Raw genomic sequence first — 19,405 nt, 5'->3', positions numbered from 1 at the left:
AGGTGAAGTAGAGCAGGAGCGGGTCGCTGGCACGCGTCGGCCCGTCGGGCTCGAAGGCGGGGCTGGCATCGTAGGCGCGCGAAAGGTCGATCCACTCGTTCGCGCCGTTCGTGCCGCCCACGGCGATGCGCTTCACGCTCTTGTCCAGCGCTTCGAACTTGCCGAGTTCGGCCTCATCCACGACGACGTAGCGCGCACCGCCCGTCTCCACGCGCTCGCGCACGTCGTCGGGCGAGAGCTGCGTCGTGGCGGGCAGCACGATTGCGCCGAGTTTCATCGCCGCCAGCATCACGTCCCAGAGTTCGACGCGATTCGGCAGCATCAAAAGCAGGCGGTCACCACGCTTGACGCCCTGTTCGCGCAGGAAGTTCGCCATGCGCGAGGAGCGCTCGGACATCTGCGCGAACGAATAGCGCGTGCCGCCGTGCGCGAGGTCGTCGACGATCCAGAGCGCCGGGTTGTCGTTGCCGCGCGCCATCACGTCGAAGTAATCGAGCGCCCAGTTGAAGGTGTCGAGCTTCGGCCACGAGAATTCCGCGTACGCGCGGGCGTAGTCGGTGCGGTGACGCAGCAGCAGATCGCGTGCGTCGATGAAGGCCTGCGCGGAAGGGGTGAACCCGGTCATCGTCGTCTCCATTTGCGCGTGTGCGCGCTCGATTTATTTTCGCTTCGTCATCCTCACTGCTTCTCAAAGCTGTCGCGCGATCACCATCCGCTGCACTTCGCTCGTGCCTTCGTAGATCTGCGTGATGCGCGCATCGCGATAGTGCCGCTCCACCGGATAGTCGTTGAGGAAGCCATAGCCGCCGTGAATCTGGATGGCGTGCGAGCATACTTCCTCGGCCATCTCGGAAGCGTAGAGCTTCGCCTGGGAGGCCTCGGAAAGGCAAGGCTTGCCGAGGCTACGCAGCCGCGCCGCGTGATGCACGAGATGGCGCGCCGCGTTGATGCGTGTGTGCATGTCCGCGAGCATGTTGGCCACGCTCTGGTGCCTGATGAGCGGCTCGCCGAACTGCACGCGCTCGTGCGCATAGGTGCGCGCCGCTTCGAACGCCGCGCGCGCGATGCCGAGCGCCTGCGCCGCAATGCCGATGCGCCCGCCTTCGAGATTCGAAAGCGCGATCTTCAGCCCTTCGCCGCGCTGGCCGAGCAGATTCGCTTCGGGAATCGCGCAATCGACCAGCGAGATCGGACAGGTGTCCGAGGCGCGGATGCCCATCTTCTTTTCCTGCGGCCCGACGTTGAAGCCCGGCGTGTCGGTCGGCACGATGAAGGCCGAGAGGCCGCGCTTGCCCGCGTCTGGATCCGTCACCGCGAAAACGATGGCGATGTTCGCGCGCGAGCCGTTGGTCACGAACTGCTTGTTGCCGTTGAGCACCCACTTGCCGTCGCGCAGTTCGGCGCGCGTGCGCAGATTGTTCGCCTCGGAGCCCGCCTGCGGCTCGGTCAGGCAAAACGCGCCAATCAGCTCGCCGCTTGCGAGCTTGCCGAGCCAGCGGTCCTTTTGCGCATCGGTGCCGAACTGCAGGATCGGCCCGCAACCCACGGAGTTGTGCACGCTCACGAGCGTCGCGCACGAGGCGCAGCCGGCCGCGATCTCTTCCATCGCAAGCGCGTAGGCCACGTAGTCGGTGTACGAGCCGCCCTGTTCCTGCGGCACGATCATGCCGAGAAAGCCCAGCTCGCCCAGTTGCTTGACGACCTCGTCGGGCAGCTTGCTGTCGCGGTCCCATTGCGCCGCGTTCGGCGCGAGGCGCTCGCTCGAGAAGTCGCGCGCGGCGTCGCGAATCATGCGCTGATCGTCGGTGTAAAACTCGTCCATGTGTGTCCCCTTCCTGTGTCTCTGGCGCAAACCGGGTGCGCCTGGCTGCTGCGTCGCAACGAGGCGCCACCACGCGCGCGAGGCGCATGCCTGCGTCCACTGTGGCGCGATGCCGCCCCGGCTGCAAGGCTTGCGAAAAGTGTAGGGACGCGCTCACGCGCATTCGATGCCCGTCACGCTCAAACTCACAGATCGGATTTACCATATTGGGCGCAACAACCCCACAGGAGGTGGCTTCTTGCAGCCCGCCAAACTCGATACACTGAGCGAAAAAGGCACGATCTCGATGAGCCTCGTCAACGAGACGCTCGCGCTCGCGCGCTCAGGCGGCCTGGAGGTCGCCCCTCTCGCCGAGGCCGCCGGCATCGCGCCGGCCATGCTGCTCGCGCCGCACGCCCGCGTGAGCGCAGCGCAATATGGACTTTTGTGGTCAGGCATCGCCCGCGCGCTCGACGACGAGTTCTTCGGCCAGGACTCGCACGCGATGAAAAGCGGCAGCTTCATCGCCATGACGCACTCCGCGCTCGGTGCGAGCACGGGCCGCCAGGCGCTGCAGCGCGCCGTGCACTTCATGCGGCTGGTGCTCGACGACCTGGCAGGCGTCATCGATATCGACATCGATACCCCGCGCGTGCGCGTCACGCTCGTGCATCGCGCGGGCAAGCCCACGCCCACGATGTTCGCTTACGCCACGTGGTTCATCCTCGTTTATGGGCTCGTCTGCTGGCTGGTGGGGCGGCGCATTCCGCTCCTCGCGGCGCGCTTTCGCTGTGCGCAACCGCCCGCCGCGCACGAATACCAGCTGATGTTCTGCGACGACATGGCCTTCGATCAGCCGGCCACGTGGTTCGAGCTCTCACCCGCCTTTCTCGATCTTCCCGTGATCCAGACCGCCAGCTCGGCGCGGACCTTCCTGCGCAATGCACCGGGCAATTTCGTCGTGAAGTATCGCAATCCGGGCTCGTTCGCCGCACGCGTGCGCAGGGCGCTGCGCGCGCTCCCCGCCACGGCGTGGCCCGATGCCGACGCCATTGCGCAACGGCTGAACGTCGCGCCCGCGACGCTGCGCCGGCGCCTGCGCCAGGAGGGCCACAGTTGCCAGTCGATCAAGGACGAGTTGCGGCGTGACCTGGCAATCGCGGCGCTGCGCGACGCGGGCCGCTCGGTCGCCGACGTCGCGGTGGCCGTCGGATTCGCCGAGCCGAGTGCCTTTCACCGGGCATTCCGCAAGTGGACCGGCCAGCGCCCGACCGACTACCGCGCGGCGCGCCAGCGCGGCCGTACGCGATGACAGCGCTCGCGCGCAGGGACGACGAAAGAACGTTTCGATCTACCTTTCGATTATTGAGATAACACCTATAATTTCGGGGATATCCCTGATAAGAAAGGCCTTGCCATGAACTCCCTTCCGCGTGTAGCGCTCGGCGTTCTTGCCGCAGCGTGCTGCTTCGCGTCGGTTGCGGCGCTGGCCCAACCGTACAATCCCTCAGTGCCCTTGACGCGAGCCCAGGTACGCGCCGATCTCGTCGAGTGGCGCAACGCGGGTTACGATCCGCTCGACTGGATCAACTACCCGGAAAACGCGCAACGCGCGGGCGCCATCGTGGCGCAACGTCGCGCGGAGCACGGCACGGCGGGCGCTCCCGCCGGGCAGATGCCCCAGTAGTCGCAGTCGTCCCAGTCGTCCCGGTTGTTCCGGTTGTTCCGGTTGTTCCGGTTGTTCCGGTTGTTCCGGTTGTTCCGGTTGTTCCGGTTGTTCCGGTTGTTCCGGTTGTTCCGGTTGTTCCGGTTGTTCCGGTAGCAAGCTAACGGCAACACGGTAGTCATCGGGCATCGGGCGCGCCAGCGCCTGCTGCCGGTGCCCACTCGTGTCCGTTTCTTCCAGAGCCGGGCGCGCCGGTTCGCCCCCCCCCGACGCGGGCCTGTGCGCCCGTCTGCCTCTCGTCGCACCGCGACACGCACGGCTCAGAGCGAGCACAGCGGCAACGCGCGCTGTTGTACCTCTTCCACGCTTGCGACGGCATTTCTGCGCTTGTCGGACAATTGTTTACAATCGCGCCCGTAGCCAGACGCCGCGGCATCCGCGCACCCGCATTGCGCTCCTGCCGGCGCTGCTTACAAACAACAAACAAGCAACGAACAACCCGCTCGACTCTCAAGGGCCCGATCTTCATGGACGCCATCAATCGCTATTTCGGTTTCGAAGAAGCAGGCACCAACCTGCGCACCGAACTGCTCGCCGGTTTCACCACTTTCCTCACGATGGCCTACATCATCTTCGTGAACCCGGCCATTCTCGGCGACGCCGGCATGCCGAAGGAAAGCGTGTTCGTCGCCACCTGCCTCGTCGCAGCGCTCGCCTCGATCGTCATGGGCCTCTATGCGAACTATCCGATCGCGCTCGCACCCGGCATGGGCCTGAACGCGTATTTCGCCTATACGGTCGTCAAGGGCATGGGCTTCACCTGGCAGGCCGCGCTCGGCGCCGTGTTCATTTCCGGGTGCCTGTTCTTTATCGTCACGCTGCTGCGCGTGCGCGAGGCGATCGTCAACGGCATTCCGCATTCCATCCGCGTGTCGATCACAGCGGGTATCGGCCTCTTTCTCGCGATCATCTCGCTCAAGACCTCGGGCGTGATCGTCGGTAGCCCCGCCACGCTCGTCGAACTCGGTAACCTGCACGATCCCCACGCGATCCTCGCCATCATCGGCTTCTTCGCGATCGTCACGCTCGACGTGCTGAAGGTGCGCGGCGCGATCCTGATCGGCATCGTGGGCGTCACGGTCCTCTCGTTCTTCTTCGGCGGCAACCAGTTCCATGGTGTGTTCTCCGCGCCGCCTTCGATCGCGCCGACTTTCGCGCAGCTCGACATCAAGGGCGCGCTCTCCTCGGGCGTGCTCAACGTGATCCTCGTGTTCTTCCTCGTCGAGCTGTTCGACGCGACGGGCACGCTGATGGGCGTCGCGAACCGCGCGGGCCTGCTCGTGCACGGCAAGATGCACCGCCTGAACCGCGCGCTGCTCGCGGACAGCACCGCGATTCTCGCGGGCTCGGTGCTCGGCACTTCGTCGACGACGGCGTACATCGAAAGCGCCTCGGGCGTGCAGGCGGGCGGCCGCACCGGCATGACCGCGCTCACCGTGGCCGTGCTTTTCCTCGCGTGCCTGTTCGTCGCGCCGCTCGCGGGCGTCGTGCCGGGCTACGCGACGGCGCCTGCGCTGCTCTACGTCTCGTGCCTGATGCTGCGCGAACTCGCGGATCTGCCGTGGGACGACGCCACCGAAGTCGTGCCGGCCGCCCTCACCGCGCTCGCGATGCCGTTCACCTACTCGATCGCGAACGGCGTGGCGTTCGGCTTCATCTCCTATGCAGGCCTGAAGCTGTTCACGGGACGCGTGCGCGACGTGAAGCTGATCGTGTGGATCATCGCCGCCGTGTTCCTGTTCCGGTTCTTCTATCTCGGAAACGCGTAGGCTCCGGATCGCCAAAACGCAAAAAGGGTGGCCATGTGCCACCCTTTTTTGTTTCGCACCCCTCACCCCTGTTTGCCACCGGGGTGCCGCCGGCCTCGCCGGCGACTTCCAGCCCGGTCGCTAGCCGATCCAACCCCCGCCTGCGTCAAACTTCGCGGCCGCACAACTGCATGACGCCGGGCGCCCTCCTTATCATAGGAAGTTATCTCCAGCCTCCCCACACAAAGGAACCGCCTCGTGGCCACTTACCCCGCCTCGTCCGAACGCTACACGAAGCCCGCGATCTTCTTCCACTGGGGCATTTTCCTGCTCGTCGCACTGGCTTATCTCGCAATTGAGGTGCGTGGCCCGAAGGGCACGGACAGCCGCGTGTTCTGGAGCAACGTGCACTTCTGGGCGGGCTCGCTCGTGCTTGCGCTCTCCGTGCTGCGGCTCCTGTGGCGTCTCTGGCAAGGCGCGCCTGCGGATATCGATTCGAACGCGCTGCTCTCGTTTCTCTCGCGCATCGTGCACCTTGCGCTTTATCTGTTCATCTTCGTTCAGCCCCTGCTTGGCATTCTGATGATCAACACGGGCGGTCATCCGGTTACGCTCGCGGGGGCCAATCTGCAGATCACGCTCGTCGGCCCTGATCCGGTCGCGCGCAAGTTCTTCCACGACGCGCACGAGTTGATCGGCAATCTGTTTTATTGGGTGATCGGCCTGCATGCCCTCGCGGCAATCGGCCACCATCTCGTGCTGCGCGACAACACGCTGCGCCGCATGATCTGAGCGCCACGTCATGCGCGCATAAACGAAAGCCGCGCCCCAAGGGCGCGGCAGGAAACGAATGCGGTGAAGGAGGAGCGCCCGCCTGGCGCGGGCGCCCGGTTCTGGCGCTGGCCAAGTACTAGCCGCGCGCCGATCAAGCGCTGCCGTGCGCCTGCACGAAACGCACGTAGCCGCTACGCAGTACGAGGCACTGGGCCCGCGTTTCGGAGAGCAAGCGGCGCGCGCACGCCTCGATGCGGTCGCGGTGATGGTCGAAGGCGTTCAGCATGTCTTCGGCGCGCGGCGAGGCCGCACCGAAGTGGTCTTCCAGCGCGGCCGCCGTGATCGTACATTCCACCCTCTCCCCATCGATCATCGCCGGAAATGCCAAGGTCAGTTCGCGGCCCGAGTACTCGGGCGCCTCATTCGGAAACATGATCTGCATGGGAGTCGCCTTAGGTTGAGGGTGAATGGGCCGCGCGTCGCCAGGGTTCAACTCCATGGACAGGGTGCGGGAAACAGTCCGATGCGGTACGCGCGGTAAAACTTCAGCCACCGCAAACGGCACGTTCGCGGCGGTTGATCTGATTCACTTTAGACGACTTCCCGCGGCCCGCAAGCTCCGCGTTGACACACGCATGAAATAGTCGGCGTGCTGGCCGCTCGAATTTATCCGCTTCGCAGCCCCAGGCCTCTTTTGCGAGTGCAGCACGAACGGCCGTCATTGCGCGCGCAAATATCGCCCTTTCCGCCGCTGCGCCAACGCGCAGCGCCGGATGCCGCATCGCATCATTCGCGCCGCACAGGCGCTTCAGGATTCGCGATGCAGGTGCTGATCGAGCTTTTCGAGGTCTTTCGGGTGCAGGGTCAGCATCACCACGAATGCGACGATCCCGAGGGCCACGACCGCCAAGCCGGACACCACGACGTTGTTCCTGTCGAACAGCAATCCGTCTATCGCGTACGCGAGGCCGACGAGCGCGACGAATATGGCGAGCACCCCCACCAGGATCCTCAATTCGCCTTGCACCATGACGAACTCCGCAACGGAGCGTGCGGCACACCTGCCGGTCCGTCTGCCGGGCCTGCTTGCGGCCGCCGGGGCGCGACGCGAATGCGCCCACTACCATCATCCTGGCACCCGCGTGAAGAAACTCAAGCCGCATTTGACGCCATGAACTACGGCCGGGCAGGCGCGGCCCCCGTGCTTGAATCCGGCTTGAATCGGGTCTCAAACTGATTTCAACCCGATTTCAACCCGGATAGGCAGCCGCCGCGTTTCCTGTACCATGAAATGCCCTTGCGGCGACGCCCGCGCACTCGCTGCGCTGCGCCGTGGCGTGCCTGTAACGACTGGAGACACGAGTGACCCAACGCCCCGTCACGCCGCACGACACGGCCCGCGCGGACGCGATTGCGCAAGCTCACGCGCGCTCGCGCGCACTCGGACTGCGCGCAACCGAGGTGCCCGAATTCGACGCCCTGGCCGGTGTGGACCTGCGCGAGCTCATCGAAGCGAACCGCGCGCTCTACCACCAGGCGCGCCCGGTGATGGATGCGCTGCACGCGCAGATCGTCGATACGCAGAGCATGGTGCTGCTCACCGACCGCAACGGCGTGATCCTGCATAGCCTCGGCGACAGCGACTTCGTGGAGAAGGCGCGGCGCGTGGCGCTGCGCCCGGGCGTTTCGTGGTCGGAGCAGCATCGCGGCACGAATGCGATCGGCACGGCGCTCGTGGACGGCCAGCCAACCACCGTGCATGCCGGCGAGCACTTTCTGCGCGCCAACCACATCCTCACCTGCTCATGCGCGCCGATTGCCGATCCCTACGGCCGCACGCTCGGTGCGCTCGATGTGAGCGGCGAATCGCGTGGCTTTCACAAGCACACGCTCGCGCTCGTGCGCATGTCGGCGCAGATGATCGAGAACCACCTCTTCAGCACCGAATTCGCCGAGGCCATCCGGCTCCAGTTTCATGCGCGCGCGGAGTTCATCGGTACGCTGTACGAAGGATTGGCCGCCTTCCGCGCCGACGGCACGCTGCTCTGCGCGAACCGCAGCGCGCTGTTCCAGTTCGGCGCGCCGCTCGCGGACCTGCAGCAGCGCGAGTTCGCCGCGCTCTTCGGCCGGCCGTTCGCGGCGTTCATGCAGCAGCTCATGCGCGCGCCCGGCGAGTCGCTCACGCTCACGCTGCCAAGCGGCGTGCGCGTCATTGCGCGCGCCACGCCCGGTACGGCGGGGCTCGCACGCGCCACACCTGCTGCAACATCGCGCGCTCCGTATTCGCCGCCGTATTCGGCCTCCGCGCCCTATCAGAGCGCACCGAAACCACCCACTGCTGCGGATACCCCGCCGCAACCCACGCTGGCCGAGCTCAATACCGGCGACGCTCGGCTCGCCGCCGTCCTGCAGCGTGTGGCGCGCGTGCGCGGACGCGACATTCCCGTGCTCGTGCTCGGCCGCACCGGCACCGGCAAGGAATGGCTCGCGCGGGCTCTGCATCACGATTCGCCTCGCCGCGACGGCCCGTTCGTCGCGCTCAACTGCGCCGCGCTGCCCGACACGCTGATCGAAGCCGAACTCTTCGGCTACGAGGACGGCGCGTTCACGGGCGCGAAGCGTCGCGGCAGCGCGGGCAAGATCGTGCAGGCGCACGGCGGCACGCTCTTTCTCGACGAGATCGGCGACATGCCGCTCGCGCAGCAGGTGCGGCTCATGCGCGTGCTGCAGGAACGCGCGGTCGTGCCGCTCGGCGGTGCTCGCGCGGTGCCGGTGGATCTGCGCATCGTCTGCGCGACGCACCGCGACCTGCGCGCGATGATCGCCGAGGGCACGTTCCGCGAAGATCTCTACTACCGCATCAACGGCCTCGTCGTGACCCTGCCGACGCTGGCCGAACGCACCGATCTCGATGCGCTCGTCGCGCGCATGCTCGACATCGCGCGGCGCGAGGTGCCGGGTGCACCCACGCGCCTCACGCCTGCCGTACAGGGCTGCTTCGCGCGTTGCCGCTGGCCCGGGAATCTGCGTCAGCTCGCGAGCGTGCTGCGTACCGCGGCGATCATGGCCGAAGGCGAGGACGCCATCGACATCGAGCATCTGCCCGAAGACCTCATGCACGATTGCAAGCCCGCGAACGGCTGCGAAACGCAGCGCGACGCAAGCGAGGCGCCGCGCACCATGGAAACGCACGCGCCCTCCGACCCGCCGCGCGAACCCGCGCGCCTCGCGCAATGGCAGTCGCAGCTCATCGAAGAGACGCTCGCGCGCCATCGCGGCAACGTCTCGGCGGCGGCGCGCGAGCTCGGCCTCGCGCGTAACACGGTCTACCGGCATCTGCGCCAGCGACGCTGAGGACACATGGAGATGGCGGTGCGGCTTATGGCCGAAGCAGCGCCAGGGTAAGCTTGGCGGATCGCTTCAAGCCCTTGTGCGCCATGGCCTCCGCCCAGGAAATCAAACGCTTTCGGCGCAATCTCGCCGACGAACTCGACAGTGCCGCTGTCTACGACACGCTCTGCGCCGTCGAAAAAGACGCAGAACGCTGCCGGATCTTCGCGGAGCTTGCCGCCTCCGAGCGCGAGCACGCGAGCGTGTGGCGCGAGAAGCTCGCCGCCAACGGCGTAGCGGCACGTCCGCACCGGCGCAGCGCGAAGACGCGCCTGCTGCAAACGCTCACTCGCGCCTTCGGCCCCTCGCTCGTACTGCCGACCGTCGCCGCCGCCGAATACGCCGACCGCGACCGCTACGCGCGCGAACCCGGCGCCGAAAAGCTATCCGCCCAGGAACAGCAGCATGCGGCCATCGTGCAGTCGATCGTCGCGAAAAAACGCGAGCCCGAAAAGAGCCGCGGCCAGCAGATCGCCGCCGCCGAGTCGTGGCACAAGGGCGCGACCTCGGGCAACGATCTGCGCGCGGCCGTGCTGGGCGCGAACGACGGGCTCGTCTCGAACTTCTGCCTCATCATGGGCGTGGCGGGCGCGGGCAGCACCAATCGCGCGATTCTGCTCACGGGGCTTGCCGGCCTCATTGCGGGTGCGTGCTCGATGGCACTCGGCGAGTGGCTCTCGGTGACCAACGCGCGCGAACTCGCGCGCACGCAACTCGCGAAGGAAGCCGACGAACTTGAGCACACGCCCGACGCCGAGCGCCACGAGCTCGCGCTCATCTATCAGGCTAAGGGTATCGACGCCGAGGAATCGCGCCGCGTCGCCGCCCAGATCATGCGCGACAAGGACGAAGCACTGAATACGCTCGCACGCGAGGAACTCGGCATCGACCCGAAGGAGCTGGGCGGCAATCCGTGGTCGGCGGCCGCGGTGTCGTTCTGCCTGTTCTCGCTCGGCGCGGCGCTTCCCACGGCCGCGTTCCTGTGGGCGCACGGCGTTGCCGCGATCGTGCAGTCGGTCGCGCTGAGCGCGTTCGGGCTCGCGACGGTCGGCGTGTTCACGTCGCTCTTCAATGGACGCAGCGCCGCGTTCTCGGCCTTCCGGCAGATCGTGATCGGCCTCGCCGCGGCCGCCTTCACGGCGGGAGCGGGCCGGCTGCTCGGAGTCTCGATTTCATGAACGACGCAGTCCCGCAGGATGGCGCGCCACGGGTGCCCGTCGTCCGGGTCGAGCCGCTCGGGCGCAGCTTCGAATCTCCGCCCGAATTGACCCTGCTCGAAGCGGCGGCGTTCGCGGGCATCCGTCTGCCGCGCATGTGCCGCAACGGCACGTGCCGGACATGCCTGTGCCGCGTCGTGAGCGGCGAGGTGAGCTTCACGATCGAGTGGCCCGGTTTGAGCCGTGAGGAAAAAGCCGAGGGCTACGTGCTGGCCTGCGTGGCCGTGGCGCGCACGGACCTCGTGCTAGACGTGCCGGACGCGGAAGCGATGTGAAAGCGATTGCGGACGGGATTGAGCACTGGCAACGCCCGAATGACAAACGGCCCGCAACACCAGGTCGCGGGCCGTTTTTGCGTCTCTTGTAACTTCAGACGAGCTTACTCGCCGCCGAAGTACACCGATTGCGGACCGGTGCGAGCCGCTTCGGACACGTAACGGCCACCCGAAGCCGACGACATGTTGCTCACGCCACCAAACGAGCTGTCGCCCTGATTGACGGGCGCGCTGGCCTGCGTGCCACCGGCAGCCTGGGCGCGGGTAGTTTGCTGGAATTCGACGAGTTGCTGGTTCACCTGCTCGCGGGTCAAGCCTTGATCGGCCTGGGCGAAAGCGGCTAGCGGAGCGGCAAGTACCACGGTAAGCGCAACGGCTTTGACAAGCGACTTCATGATGACAACCTCCGGAATTATGCAGATTTCACGCGCAATGATGGCGCGCATCTTGTTGTGCCCGGCCCGCTCGCTGCGACTCGCCGCAACGGCTGGCTGTGAGTGGATTCTAGGCAAGCAGCCTGGCCGGATATAGACCGATTCAGGTGATTTGGAATTACGGATTCCGCAACAATCCCATCCGCATTTGGGGCCATGGCGCTCGCGGCCTTCTGGCTGTATTCCGAGCACCCAGTGCAGGAGTTCAGACGATTCCCAACTCGATTGTTGTCGCCAGGAGAACACTGAATTCGCTTTCTAAGTATTTACCCTGACCCTCCGTCAGCATAAATTGTGGAACTGGGCCACGCCGAATGCGAAGGCTCTTCACAAAAAGATATCGGAGGTAATGTCATGAAGTTGCTTCTCAAGGCAGCCGTGGTCGCCGCCATCATCGCGGTGCCAGCCGTTTCGTTCGCGCAGGAACAAGCGCAGCAACAACCCGTAACCCGCGCCGAAGTTCGCGCCGAGCTCGCGCAGCTGCGTGCCGCCGGCTACGATCCGAGCGACTGGATGCACTACCCGGACAACATTCAGGCTGCTCAAGCCCGCATCGATGCCCAGAAGGCCGCAACGGCTTACGGCCCGTCGACCAGCGGCACCTCGCAGTCGAGCCAGTAAGTTTCGCGGCAACCCCGGCATCGAAGCCGGGCTCTCGCGCATGGCATCAGGCCCGCCCTCGCAAGAGAGGCGGGCCTGATTCGTTTGGGGGGATTTTTAGACTTGTGACGGATCGGCCGCCGGCACAGGACTGACGGCCGGCGCCGCCGTATCAGCGGCCGCCGCCGCGACCGCCGCCACCGTGACCACCGCCATGCCCGCCGCCACGGTTGCCGCCCGGCGAGCCCCACTGTCCGCCGTGGCCGCCGCCCGGAACGCCGCCATGCCAGTCGCCGCCATGATGATCGCGACCTCCGCCAACACCCCAGATACCCATGTTGACGCTGCCGAAAGCCGGCGCGTAGTTGGGTGCGTAGCCGGTTGCATAGCCGCCGTAGTAACCGGTGGAGTACGGCTGGCCGTAAGCACCATAGCCACCGTACCCATAATCGTAGCCGGGTGCCACCACACACCCGGCCAGCAGCACGATGGCGCTCGCCGCGAAAACGAACTTGAACATTGCAGATCCTCCTTTCCATTTGTAAGAAAGAAGAATCGGCATTAAATTCTTATTGAATTGCGGGCCCGCGTTACGGCCGTAACAGTGGGATGCGCATTCGGGCTTCGCCCGTGCGCTTTAGCCGCGCCGGCCCATTGCCTCTTCGATTTTCCGGTCGGTCTTGTACTGGCTCAGTGAATAGACGGCCCAGATCGCGGCCGGAATCCAGCCAATCAACGTGATCTGCAGGATCAGGCAGACGATGCCCGAAATAGGCCGCCCAATGGTGAAGAACAGCAGCCAGGGCAGGATGATCGCAATCAGGAGACGCATCTTCGGCGAGACCTCGCAAGCGTGGAGAAGGAACGAGAGGGAATCAGTTGACGGGCGCGAAGCGCGGCACGAGCGCGCCTTCGTGCTCGACGAGTTCGAAGAACACCGACGAGGGCCGCGTCCAGATCGTGCCGTTCGCCGCGCGATACACGATCATCGTGACCGAGGGATCCGACTCGAGCGTCGCCTCGCACACCAGTTCGTAAATGCCACCTTTGTAGTGCCGATAGCGCACCATCGCGTTCCCCTCTTCGAGTGCGCAAGCCTTCCTCGCGCGACTGCGCCAGTGTAGCAAGGGATCGGTGCAACGGGATCTACGAGGACGAGCCATTCGACCCGGCTCACTTCGCGCGCCGCCGCATGGCCCGCGGCCCGGCCACGGACCGCGCTTCGCCGCAGATCAGCGCGACGCCCGCCGCCGCCATGGCGCGCAGCGAGGCACGCGAATCGCCAGCGCGCGCGCGCAGCGCCATGCTATGCAATAGCGCGGAGGCAAGACGCGCCAACATCGTCGCGTTGGCGTGCGGCGGCAGTTCGCCCTGCGCGACAGCAACACGCAGACGCCGCTCGAACGCCTTGTCGAATACGCGCAGGCCCGCGGCAAGGCGCTCGCGCACGGCTTCGTCGTTGACGGCCTCCACGGCCGCCGTGCCGATCAGCAGACAACCGCGCGCCGCTTCGTGTGCCGGCAGGTACCAGCCGAGTGCGCCGTCGAATACGCGCAACAACGCATCGCGCAACGACAACTCGCCATCCAGCGCGGCCTCCATCGCGGCGCGCCCCGCTTCCACATAGCGATCGATGATTTGCAGATAGAGCGCGTGCTTGTCGCCGAATGCACCGTACAGGCTCGGGCGGTTCATGCCGGTCGCCTCGCTCAGGTCGTCGAGCGACGTGCCTGCATAGCCGTTGCGCCAGAACGTGTCGCGCGCGCGGGCGAGCGCCTCTTGCGGATCGTAGGCGCGCGGGCGGCCGCGCGGGCGACTATCCTTTTTTGTACTGGATTGCATAGAAATATTGGAACGACGATTTTTGTTCACTATAGTACAAAAATCGAGCACGGAGGATGACGATGGATCTCTACTTCGCCCCGCTGGCATGTTCGCTCGCCACGCGAATCGCGCTCTACGAAGCGGGCGCACAGGCACGCTACATCCAGGTGAATATGCTCACGAAGCAGCTCGCCGAAGGCGGTGACTTCTTCGCCATCAACGCGCTCGGCCAGGTGCCGGTACTGCACGAGGACGATGGCTGGACGCTCACCGAAAACTCGGCCATCTTGCCGTGGGTGGCCGACCGCTTTCCGCAGGCGCGGCTCGCGCCGCCGGCCGGCACGCGCGAGCGCGCACGCTTGCAGCAATGGCTCGGCTTCATCGGCACCGAACTACACAAGGCCGTGTTCGTGCCGCTGCTCAGCAAGGACACCGAGGAAGCCGTCAAAGCGTACGCGCGCGGCAAGATCCCGCGGCGATTCGATCTGCTCGCGCGTCACCTCGAGTCGCGCACCTTCCTGCTCGACGAGTTCAGCGTGGCCGATGCCTATCTCGTGACGGTGCTGAACTGGGCGCCGTACGTGGGCGTCGACGTCTCGCAATGGCCGGCCATCGCAAGCTGGGCGCAACGTGTGCGCGAGCGGCCCGCCGTCGCGAAGGCCTTCGCCGACGAGTACGAAATCTTCAGGCGTACGCAGCACTGAGGGTATGCGAGCGATCGTGGGTTCTTGCCATCGTGCACGAACCGAGCGGCGCGCGCGTCAGCGATTTTTCTCGCGTGGCGTGTGCTTTTTTGTCGTGCGATAACTCCCCGATCGCCACACTCGCCGGAGCCACGCAATGGCCACGCTCGAAGCCTTGCGCGTCGTCCTCGACGACCCGCATACGCCCGAAATCATCCGCAATCACGTCATCGATTCACTGCAGTACGCGCTGCGCAATCACGGCCAGGTCTTCGCGTCGAAAGAGATCGAATGGCTCGCTACATGGGACGACGCGCGCATTCCGCTCGCGGCTTCGAAGGAGTTGCGCCGGCGCGTCGAGCAGCGTTGACGCACGCGGTCTGCCCGCTCAACCGTTCGCGAGATCCGCGAACACCGACTTCAGATCGCGGCCCGCGCGCAGACGCGCCTGCTGCGCCACCCGCTCCTCCAGCTCGGCGAGATGCGCGCGCATCGTGGCGAGCGCCGCCGCCAGGTCGCCGGATTCGAGCGCGCCGATGATCTGCGCGTGCTCGTCAGGCGCGCACATCGACGCCTTCGACGGATCGAACAACGCCTTGTAGAGCTCCGTTTTCGCGACCAGTTGCGCGAGCGCCTCCACTAGCGCGGCCCCGCCCGCCTGCTCAGTCAGCAGCAGATGGAACTGGCCCGCGAGACGCACCGCCTCGTCCACGCGCCCTTCGCGCAGCGCTTTCTTCTCGCTGCGCACGTGAGCGGCGAGCTTGCGCCGGGCCGCGGCGTCGAGCGCGCCGCACAAGCTCACCATCACTCCCGCCTCGGCCACCTGGCGCGCGCGATACACCGCGCGTATGTCGTCCTCCGAGGGCGACGGTACGAACGCGCCGCGATTGGGTTCGAGCACGAGCTTGCCCTCGTAGCCGAGCCGCGCCAGCACCTTGCGCAACGCGCCGCGCGTGCAGCCGAAGGCGGCCGCGAGCTCGCGCTCGACGAGTTGCTGGCCCGGTGCGAGCTTGCCCTCCAGCAGCGCGGAGGAAATCGATGCATAGACGTGGGCTTCGACGTCGGAAGGTTCGTCGGCTTCGCGGGCTGTGGCGAGACGGGGAGATTGAGCCATGGGAAGGCGCGCTAGCTGGGTCAGGCTCGCATTGTAGCGAGCCGCATGGCGAGGCGAAATACGTCCTCGCCCATATTCGATCGTCCATACCGGGCATAGCGGCTCAAGACAGATTGTTGACAATTAGTTTGTATAATGGTCGACCATTATTGTGCGAAAAGGTTGACCGAATTGCACCCTGATACCGACTCCCCGCGGCCACCGATAGCCACCGCCGAGACGGCCAACGTGCTCGCGTGGTACGCGGCCATCGTTGTGATCGGCTTGAACTTGCGCCCGCTGCTCACCTCGATCAGCCCGCTCATGACGACGATTCGCGAAGCCACCGGCCTCAGCTTCTATGGCGCTTCGCTGCTCACGAGCCTGCCGGTCGTCGCGATGGGGCTCGGAGCGTTCGGCACCGGCCTGCTCGCGCGCGGCCTCGGCGAGACGCGCGGCGTCGCGCTCGGCCTCACCGCGATTGCCGCGGCATGCGCCGCCCGCGCGTTCGCCGCCAGCGGCGGCGCGCTCATGCTTACCGCGGCTGCGGCCGGTGCAGGCGTCGCGGCAATTCAGGCATTGCTGCCCGCGGTCATCAAGCAGCGCTTCGCCGCGCGCGTGCCGCTCGCGATGGGGCTGTTCTCGGCGTCGATCATGGGCGGCGGCGGGCTCGGCGCGAGCCTGAGCCCGTGGGCGGCGCGCATCGGCGGTACGTGGCACGCGGGGCTCGCCATCTGGGCGATGCCCGCGCTGGCCGCGCTCGTGGTCTGGGGCGCATTGAATGGCGTGCTCGGGGGCGCCAGGCGCCGTCGCGCGCAGCGTGCGGCGCACGCGCAGGCTGCCGCCGGACCCGCATCCGCGCAGACACAAACGCAGACGCGGGCGGCCAGCATGCCGGTCTGGCGCAAGCGCCGGGCATGGACGCTCGGCCTGCACTTCGGGCTCGTCAACGGCGGCTATACGAGCCTCGTTGCGTGGCTGCCCGCTTATTACCAGCAGCATGGCGCGAGCGTCGAAGCGAGCGGTTCGCTGCTCGCCGCGATGACAGCGTTCCAGGCAGCCAGCGCGCTGCTGCTGCCGCTCGCGGCAGCAGCGTTCACCGACCGGCGTCCGTGGCTCGTGCTGGGCTTGTGCGCCCAACTGGTGGGCGTGCTCGGCCTCGCCGCGTGGCCCGAGGCGGCGCCGCTGCTGTGGGTTGCCGCGGCGGGCGCGGGGCTTGGCGGCACGTTCTCGGTCACGCTCGTCACCGTTCTCGACCATTGCGCGGACCATCGCCTGGCCGCGCGCCTCATCGCTTTCGTGCAGGGCCTCGGCTTCGTGATCGCCGCGCTCGCCCCCATCGTCGCCGGACGCGTGCGCGATCTGACCGGCGGCTTTACCGGCGCGTGGGTCATGCTTGCCGTTTCGATCAGCGCGATGATCGCGCTCACGTTCGCGTTTTCGCCACGCAGCTACGGGCGCTGGCTCGGCGCGCATCGCGGGGTCGAAGACGGCCGGATTGCGCAAAGCCGCGTCGCGCTCGACGCCTGACCCGCCGCGCAGCGCGCCCGCGTGCCCCAACGGTACGGCGGCATGCCCGCGCAACGGATCGCCCGCGGCAGGTTGTGAAACGTTTGCATAAGCGCCTGTATGAATGTACAGTGCGTGCACCCGGCGATCCGTGCCGCCCGGTTGCCTTCACGGGCTGCGCCGCCGTTAAGGCATGCCCGTGGGCCTCGCGCCCCGCAGCATGGCGCGGCCCGGGCCTGTACATCGAATCGGAGAACACGACGTGCGATTCTTTATCACGGGGACCTTGCTGGGCGTCCTCGCGTCCACCGCGCTCGCCGGGGAACACTACATCGAGATCTGGAACCCGCCCGAGGCACGGACTCCGGGCGTGCACGCGAGCAGCGCCGGAAAGAAGACGCAGGCCCATCACGGCGCGAAGCGCAAGCTCGCCTCCGCCGACCGGCTCACCCCGCGCAGGGTTGCCGAGCCGGCCGTGCGTGCGCCCGCGCCCACGCTGCCCGCCATGCCCGGCGGCACGGCCACGCCGGGCTCGACCGTGCGCACCGCGCCCGGCAACGAGCGCACACCGGCCATCCCGCCGCAAATCGGCCCCGACGGCAACGTGCTCCAGGTGAGCTACCGCGTGCCGGCACTGCACACGCAAACGCCCCGGCAATCGCAGTAAGCCGCGCGCCACACCAGGCAGCCCGAAGCCGCCACTAGCCGAATCTGGGCGCCTCCCCGCCTCTCCCGTCTCCGGAAAAAAAACAGCCCCGTCACCGGAGAGGTGCGGGGCCGAATCCCATGTCAAGGAGATGTCATGGAGGAGACGGGTTCATCTTAGCCATGCCCCTCCCCGCGTCCAACCAACGGTTTCGCATATGCATTTGCGCGCGCGCGACGCCGCGTAACGTAGCGCCGCCGGCATATGGATAGAACAAAAAGTCGTTTCGCGCCGCGCGGCACGCTCACTAAGATGACGTTCTCAGCCCTCATTTCTTGAGGACGCGACGCGCGTCCCACCCTATTTCAGGGAGCCCCCTTGAGCATCTCCGATTCGCAACGCCGCCCGCTCGTGGTGGGCATTGGCGGCACCACGCGCGCCGCCTCGTCGACCGAGCGCGCGCTCGGTTTCGCGCTGCGTGGCGCCGAGCAAGCCGGCGCACGCACGCAACTGTTCGGCGGCACGTTCCTGCACACGCTGCCGCACTATGCACCCGAAGACCCGGCTCGCACCGACGCGCAACTCGAACTGATCGAAGCCGTGCGCGCCGCCGACGCCATCATCATCGCGACGCCGGGTTATCACGGCGGCGTTTCCGGGCTCGTGAAAAACGCGCTCGACACGCTCGAAGAACTGCGCGCCGACAGCCGCCCGTATCTGGACGGCCGCGCCGTGGGCTGCATCGTCACCGCCTACGGCTGGCAGGCCGCGGGCTCGGTGCTGACCTCGCTGCGCTCGATCGTGCATGCGCTGCGCGGCTGGCCGACACCGTTCGGCGCGGGCATCAACACGCTGGAGACGCGCTTCGAGAGCGCGCACCAGTGCTCCGACGCGAAGGTCGCCGAGCAGCTCGCGACGGTCGGCCGCCAGGCCGCGCAGTTCGCGCTCGCGTTCGGCGGCCAGCACCCCGCGCCATCGGCGAGCGCCGCGAATGGCACAAACGGCACAAACGGCACGAATGGCGTGAGCGGCACGCAGGCCGCCAACGCGCCACGCGCCGAAAAGCGCCTGAGCCTGGCGGTCTGAGGCGCGCCTCTCGCCCACTCCTGCCTACATGCGCCCGCGCGCCGCTGCAAGTGCGCGTGGCGCGAGCGTTCCCTGGCCCACATTGCCGGCGTCGCGCACCGCACATCGCGTGCGCCATCCCACAGACGCCACGCCCGAGCCGGTCCAAATTGAAGCCGGATTTCCCGCTCGCCTCTTCCAGACCATCCTGCTAACCGTTCCAGGGCTCACGTGATCTGCTTGCGACGAACGATGGGTTCCATCGATACACGGCGACCCGTACGGTGAGCCGTGTCGGCGCACGCAGCACACGCCAGGGCGCGCGCCCCAGCAAGAGAACGTCAGCAGGCAATCAGCAGGAAGCGCGGTCATGAACACTCCATTACGCTACAAAGGGTATGTCGTCGCCCCCAGCGCGCAACGACTCCCGAACGGCCTCTTCGCCGCCAATCTCACCATCGGCACGCAGCCCGGCGCGCAGCATTCGTTCGACGCGCTCGACTACTTTTTCGAAGAAAGACACGCGCTCGCCTATGCGTGCCGCTGGGCGCGCATGTGGATCGGCGAGCAGCGCCGCTGCGCGTGATGGCGCCTGCCCCCCGGAAGGTTGTGACAGAATA

The 19,405-nt window shown here is 66.7% G+C and carries 24 protein-coding genes; 14 read left to right on the top strand and 10 right to left on the bottom strand.

The window, feature by feature from the left end:
* Together VMJ11_RS15940 and VMJ11_RS15935 are read right to left on the bottom strand one after the other, a co-directional pair.
* Nucleotides 1-625 (bottom strand): AMP-binding protein (locus VMJ11_RS15940; protein ID WP_325620356.1); only part of this gene is annotated, 625 nt, incomplete at its 3' end.
* Nucleotides 626-688: 63 nt separating this feature from the next.
* Nucleotides 689-1,822 carry an acyl-CoA dehydrogenase family protein gene (locus VMJ11_RS15935; protein WP_325620355.1) on the bottom strand — a complete coding sequence of 378 codons (1,134 nt, stop codon included), beginning with the start codon at nucleotides 1,820-1,822 and terminating at the stop codon, nucleotides 689-691.
* A 286-nt stretch (nucleotides 1,823-2,108) separates the two neighbouring features.
* On the opposite strand from VMJ11_RS15935, the gene VMJ11_RS15930 reads away from it, so the two are divergent.
* From VMJ11_RS15930 to VMJ11_RS15915, 4 genes are all read left to right on the top strand, one after another.
* On the top strand, nucleotides 2,109-3,113 hold the full coding sequence (locus tag VMJ11_RS15930) for an AraC family transcriptional regulator (RefSeq protein WP_325620358.1): 1,005 nt from the start codon (nucleotides 2,109-2,111) through the stop codon (nucleotides 3,111-3,113).
* Nucleotides 3,114-3,218: 105 nt separating this feature from the next.
* On the top strand, nucleotides 3,219-3,488 hold the full coding sequence (locus VMJ11_RS15925; protein WP_325620354.1) for a DUF4148 domain-containing protein: 270 nt from the start codon (nucleotides 3,219-3,221) through the stop codon (nucleotides 3,486-3,488).
* Nucleotides 3,489-3,994: 506 nt separating this feature from the next.
* Entirely contained in the window at nucleotides 3,995-5,296 is a 1,302-nt protein-coding gene (locus VMJ11_RS15920; protein ID WP_325620353.1) for an NCS2 family permease, read from the top strand.
* A 237-nt stretch (nucleotides 5,297-5,533) separates the two neighbouring features.
* Entirely contained in the window at nucleotides 5,534-6,067 is a 534-nt protein-coding gene (locus VMJ11_RS15915) for a cytochrome b (protein ID WP_325620352.1), read from the top strand.
* 133 nt (nucleotides 6,068-6,200) lie between these two features.
* Here the strand turns inward: VMJ11_RS15915 and VMJ11_RS15910 are convergent, their stop codons facing one another.
* Complete coding sequence (locus VMJ11_RS15910) at nucleotides 6,201-6,491, bottom strand: DUF1488 domain-containing protein (RefSeq protein ID WP_325620351.1); 291 nt, start codon at nucleotides 6,489-6,491, stop codon at nucleotides 6,201-6,203.
* Between the two features lie 366 nt (nucleotides 6,492-6,857).
* On the bottom strand, nucleotides 6,858-7,079 hold the full coding sequence (locus VMJ11_RS15905; RefSeq protein ID WP_325620350.1) for a DUF2964 family protein: 222 nt from the start codon (nucleotides 7,077-7,079) through the stop codon (nucleotides 6,858-6,860).
* Between the two features lie 332 nt (nucleotides 7,080-7,411).
* On the opposite strand from VMJ11_RS15905, the gene VMJ11_RS15900 reads away from it, so the two are divergent.
* From VMJ11_RS15900 to VMJ11_RS15890, 3 genes are all read left to right on the top strand, one after another.
* A complete protein-coding gene (locus VMJ11_RS15900) occupies nucleotides 7,412-9,403 on the top strand; it encodes a sigma-54-dependent Fis family transcriptional regulator (protein ID WP_325620349.1) in 1,992 nt (663 codons plus the stop codon).
* 83 nt (nucleotides 9,404-9,486) lie between these two features.
* Complete coding sequence (locus VMJ11_RS15895) at nucleotides 9,487-10,617, top strand: VIT1/CCC1 transporter family protein (protein WP_325620348.1); 1,131 nt, start codon at nucleotides 9,487-9,489, stop codon at nucleotides 10,615-10,617.
* Nucleotides 10,614-10,931, top strand: coding sequence for a 2Fe-2S iron-sulfur cluster-binding protein (locus tag VMJ11_RS15890; protein WP_325620347.1), 318 nt, complete (start codon nucleotides 10,614-10,616; stop codon nucleotides 10,929-10,931). The genes VMJ11_RS15895 and VMJ11_RS15890 overlap by 4 nt, the downstream gene beginning before the upstream one ends.
* A 104-nt stretch (nucleotides 10,932-11,035) precedes the next feature.
* On the opposite strand, the gene VMJ11_RS15885 is transcribed toward VMJ11_RS15890, so the two are convergent.
* On the bottom strand, nucleotides 11,036-11,326 hold the full coding sequence (locus tag VMJ11_RS15885; protein ID WP_325620346.1) for a hypothetical protein: 291 nt from the start codon (nucleotides 11,324-11,326) through the stop codon (nucleotides 11,036-11,038).
* A gap of 393 nt (nucleotides 11,327-11,719) precedes the next feature.
* Here VMJ11_RS15885 and VMJ11_RS15880 point away from each other — a divergent pair, with 393 nt between their 5' ends.
* On the top strand, nucleotides 11,720-11,986 hold the full coding sequence (locus tag VMJ11_RS15880) for a DUF4148 domain-containing protein (protein ID WP_325620345.1): 267 nt from the start codon (nucleotides 11,720-11,722) through the stop codon (nucleotides 11,984-11,986).
* A gap of 151 nt (nucleotides 11,987-12,137) precedes the next feature.
* On the opposite strand, the gene VMJ11_RS15875 is transcribed toward VMJ11_RS15880, so the two are convergent.
* The 4 genes from VMJ11_RS15875 to VMJ11_RS15860 form a co-directional block, all read right to left on the bottom strand.
* Nucleotides 12,138-12,485, bottom strand: coding sequence for a hypothetical protein (locus VMJ11_RS15875; protein ID WP_325620344.1), 348 nt, complete (start codon nucleotides 12,483-12,485; stop codon nucleotides 12,138-12,140).
* 117 nt (nucleotides 12,486-12,602) lie between these two features.
* Nucleotides 12,603-12,797, bottom strand: a complete 195-nt coding sequence (locus VMJ11_RS15870; protein WP_325620343.1) for a YqaE/Pmp3 family membrane protein — start codon at nucleotides 12,795-12,797, stop codon at nucleotides 12,603-12,605.
* Nucleotides 12,798-12,840: 43 nt separating this feature from the next.
* Complete coding sequence (locus tag VMJ11_RS15865; RefSeq protein WP_325620342.1) at nucleotides 12,841-13,035, bottom strand: DUF1653 domain-containing protein; 195 nt, start codon at nucleotides 13,033-13,035, stop codon at nucleotides 12,841-12,843.
* Between the two features lie 103 nt (nucleotides 13,036-13,138).
* Nucleotides 13,139-13,807, bottom strand: a complete 669-nt coding sequence (locus tag VMJ11_RS15860) for a TetR/AcrR family transcriptional regulator (protein WP_325620341.1) — start codon at nucleotides 13,805-13,807, stop codon at nucleotides 13,139-13,141.
* 62 nt (nucleotides 13,808-13,869) lie between these two features.
* On the opposite strand from VMJ11_RS15860, the gene VMJ11_RS15855 reads away from it, so the two are divergent.
* Together VMJ11_RS15855 and VMJ11_RS15850 are read left to right on the top strand one after the other, a co-directional pair.
* Nucleotides 13,870-14,493 (top strand): glutathione binding-like protein, encoded by a 624-nt coding sequence (locus VMJ11_RS15855; protein WP_325620340.1) that lies wholly within the window; start codon nucleotides 13,870-13,872, stop codon nucleotides 14,491-14,493.
* Nucleotides 14,494-14,629: 136 nt separating this feature from the next.
* A complete protein-coding gene (locus tag VMJ11_RS15850) occupies nucleotides 14,630-14,842 on the top strand; it encodes a hypothetical protein (protein ID WP_325620339.1) in 213 nt (70 codons plus the stop codon).
* 18 nt (nucleotides 14,843-14,860) lie between these two features.
* Here the strand turns inward: VMJ11_RS15850 and VMJ11_RS15845 are convergent, their stop codons facing one another.
* Nucleotides 14,861-15,586, bottom strand: coding sequence for a GntR family transcriptional regulator (locus VMJ11_RS15845; RefSeq protein ID WP_325620338.1), 726 nt, complete (start codon nucleotides 15,584-15,586; stop codon nucleotides 14,861-14,863).
* Nucleotides 15,587-15,814: 228 nt separating this feature from the next.
* Here VMJ11_RS15845 and VMJ11_RS15840 point away from each other — a divergent pair, with 228 nt between their 5' ends.
* The 4 genes from VMJ11_RS15840 (at nucleotide 15,815) to VMJ11_RS15825 (ending at nucleotide 19,371) form a co-directional block, all read left to right on the top strand.
* On the top strand, nucleotides 15,815-17,095 hold the full coding sequence (locus VMJ11_RS15840) for a cyanate transporter (RefSeq protein ID WP_325620337.1): 1,281 nt from the start codon (nucleotides 15,815-15,817) through the stop codon (nucleotides 17,093-17,095).
* Between the two features lie 241 nt (nucleotides 17,096-17,336).
* Nucleotides 17,337-17,741 (top strand): hypothetical protein, encoded by a 405-nt coding sequence (locus VMJ11_RS15835; RefSeq protein WP_325620336.1) that lies wholly within the window; start codon nucleotides 17,337-17,339, stop codon nucleotides 17,739-17,741.
* A gap of 357 nt (nucleotides 17,742-18,098) precedes the next feature.
* Nucleotides 18,099-18,806: an NAD(P)H-dependent oxidoreductase gene (locus tag VMJ11_RS15830; protein WP_325620335.1), complete on the top strand. Its 708-nt coding sequence runs from the start codon at nucleotides 18,099-18,101 to the stop codon at nucleotides 18,804-18,806.
* Nucleotides 18,807-19,155: 349 nt separating this feature from the next.
* A complete protein-coding gene (locus VMJ11_RS15825; protein WP_325620334.1) occupies nucleotides 19,156-19,371 on the top strand; it encodes a transcriptional regulator in 216 nt (71 codons plus the stop codon).
* Nucleotides 19,372-19,405: the final 34 nt, after the last annotated feature.

Origin of the sequence: Paraburkholderia sp. (assembly GCF_035501035.1) — a bacterium.
In the GTDB taxonomy this organism is placed as follows: Bacteria; Pseudomonadota; Gammaproteobacteria; order Burkholderiales; family Burkholderiaceae; genus Paraburkholderia.
Note: the sequence above shows the minus strand (reverse complement) of the source record. Positions and strands in the feature narration are given on the sequence as shown.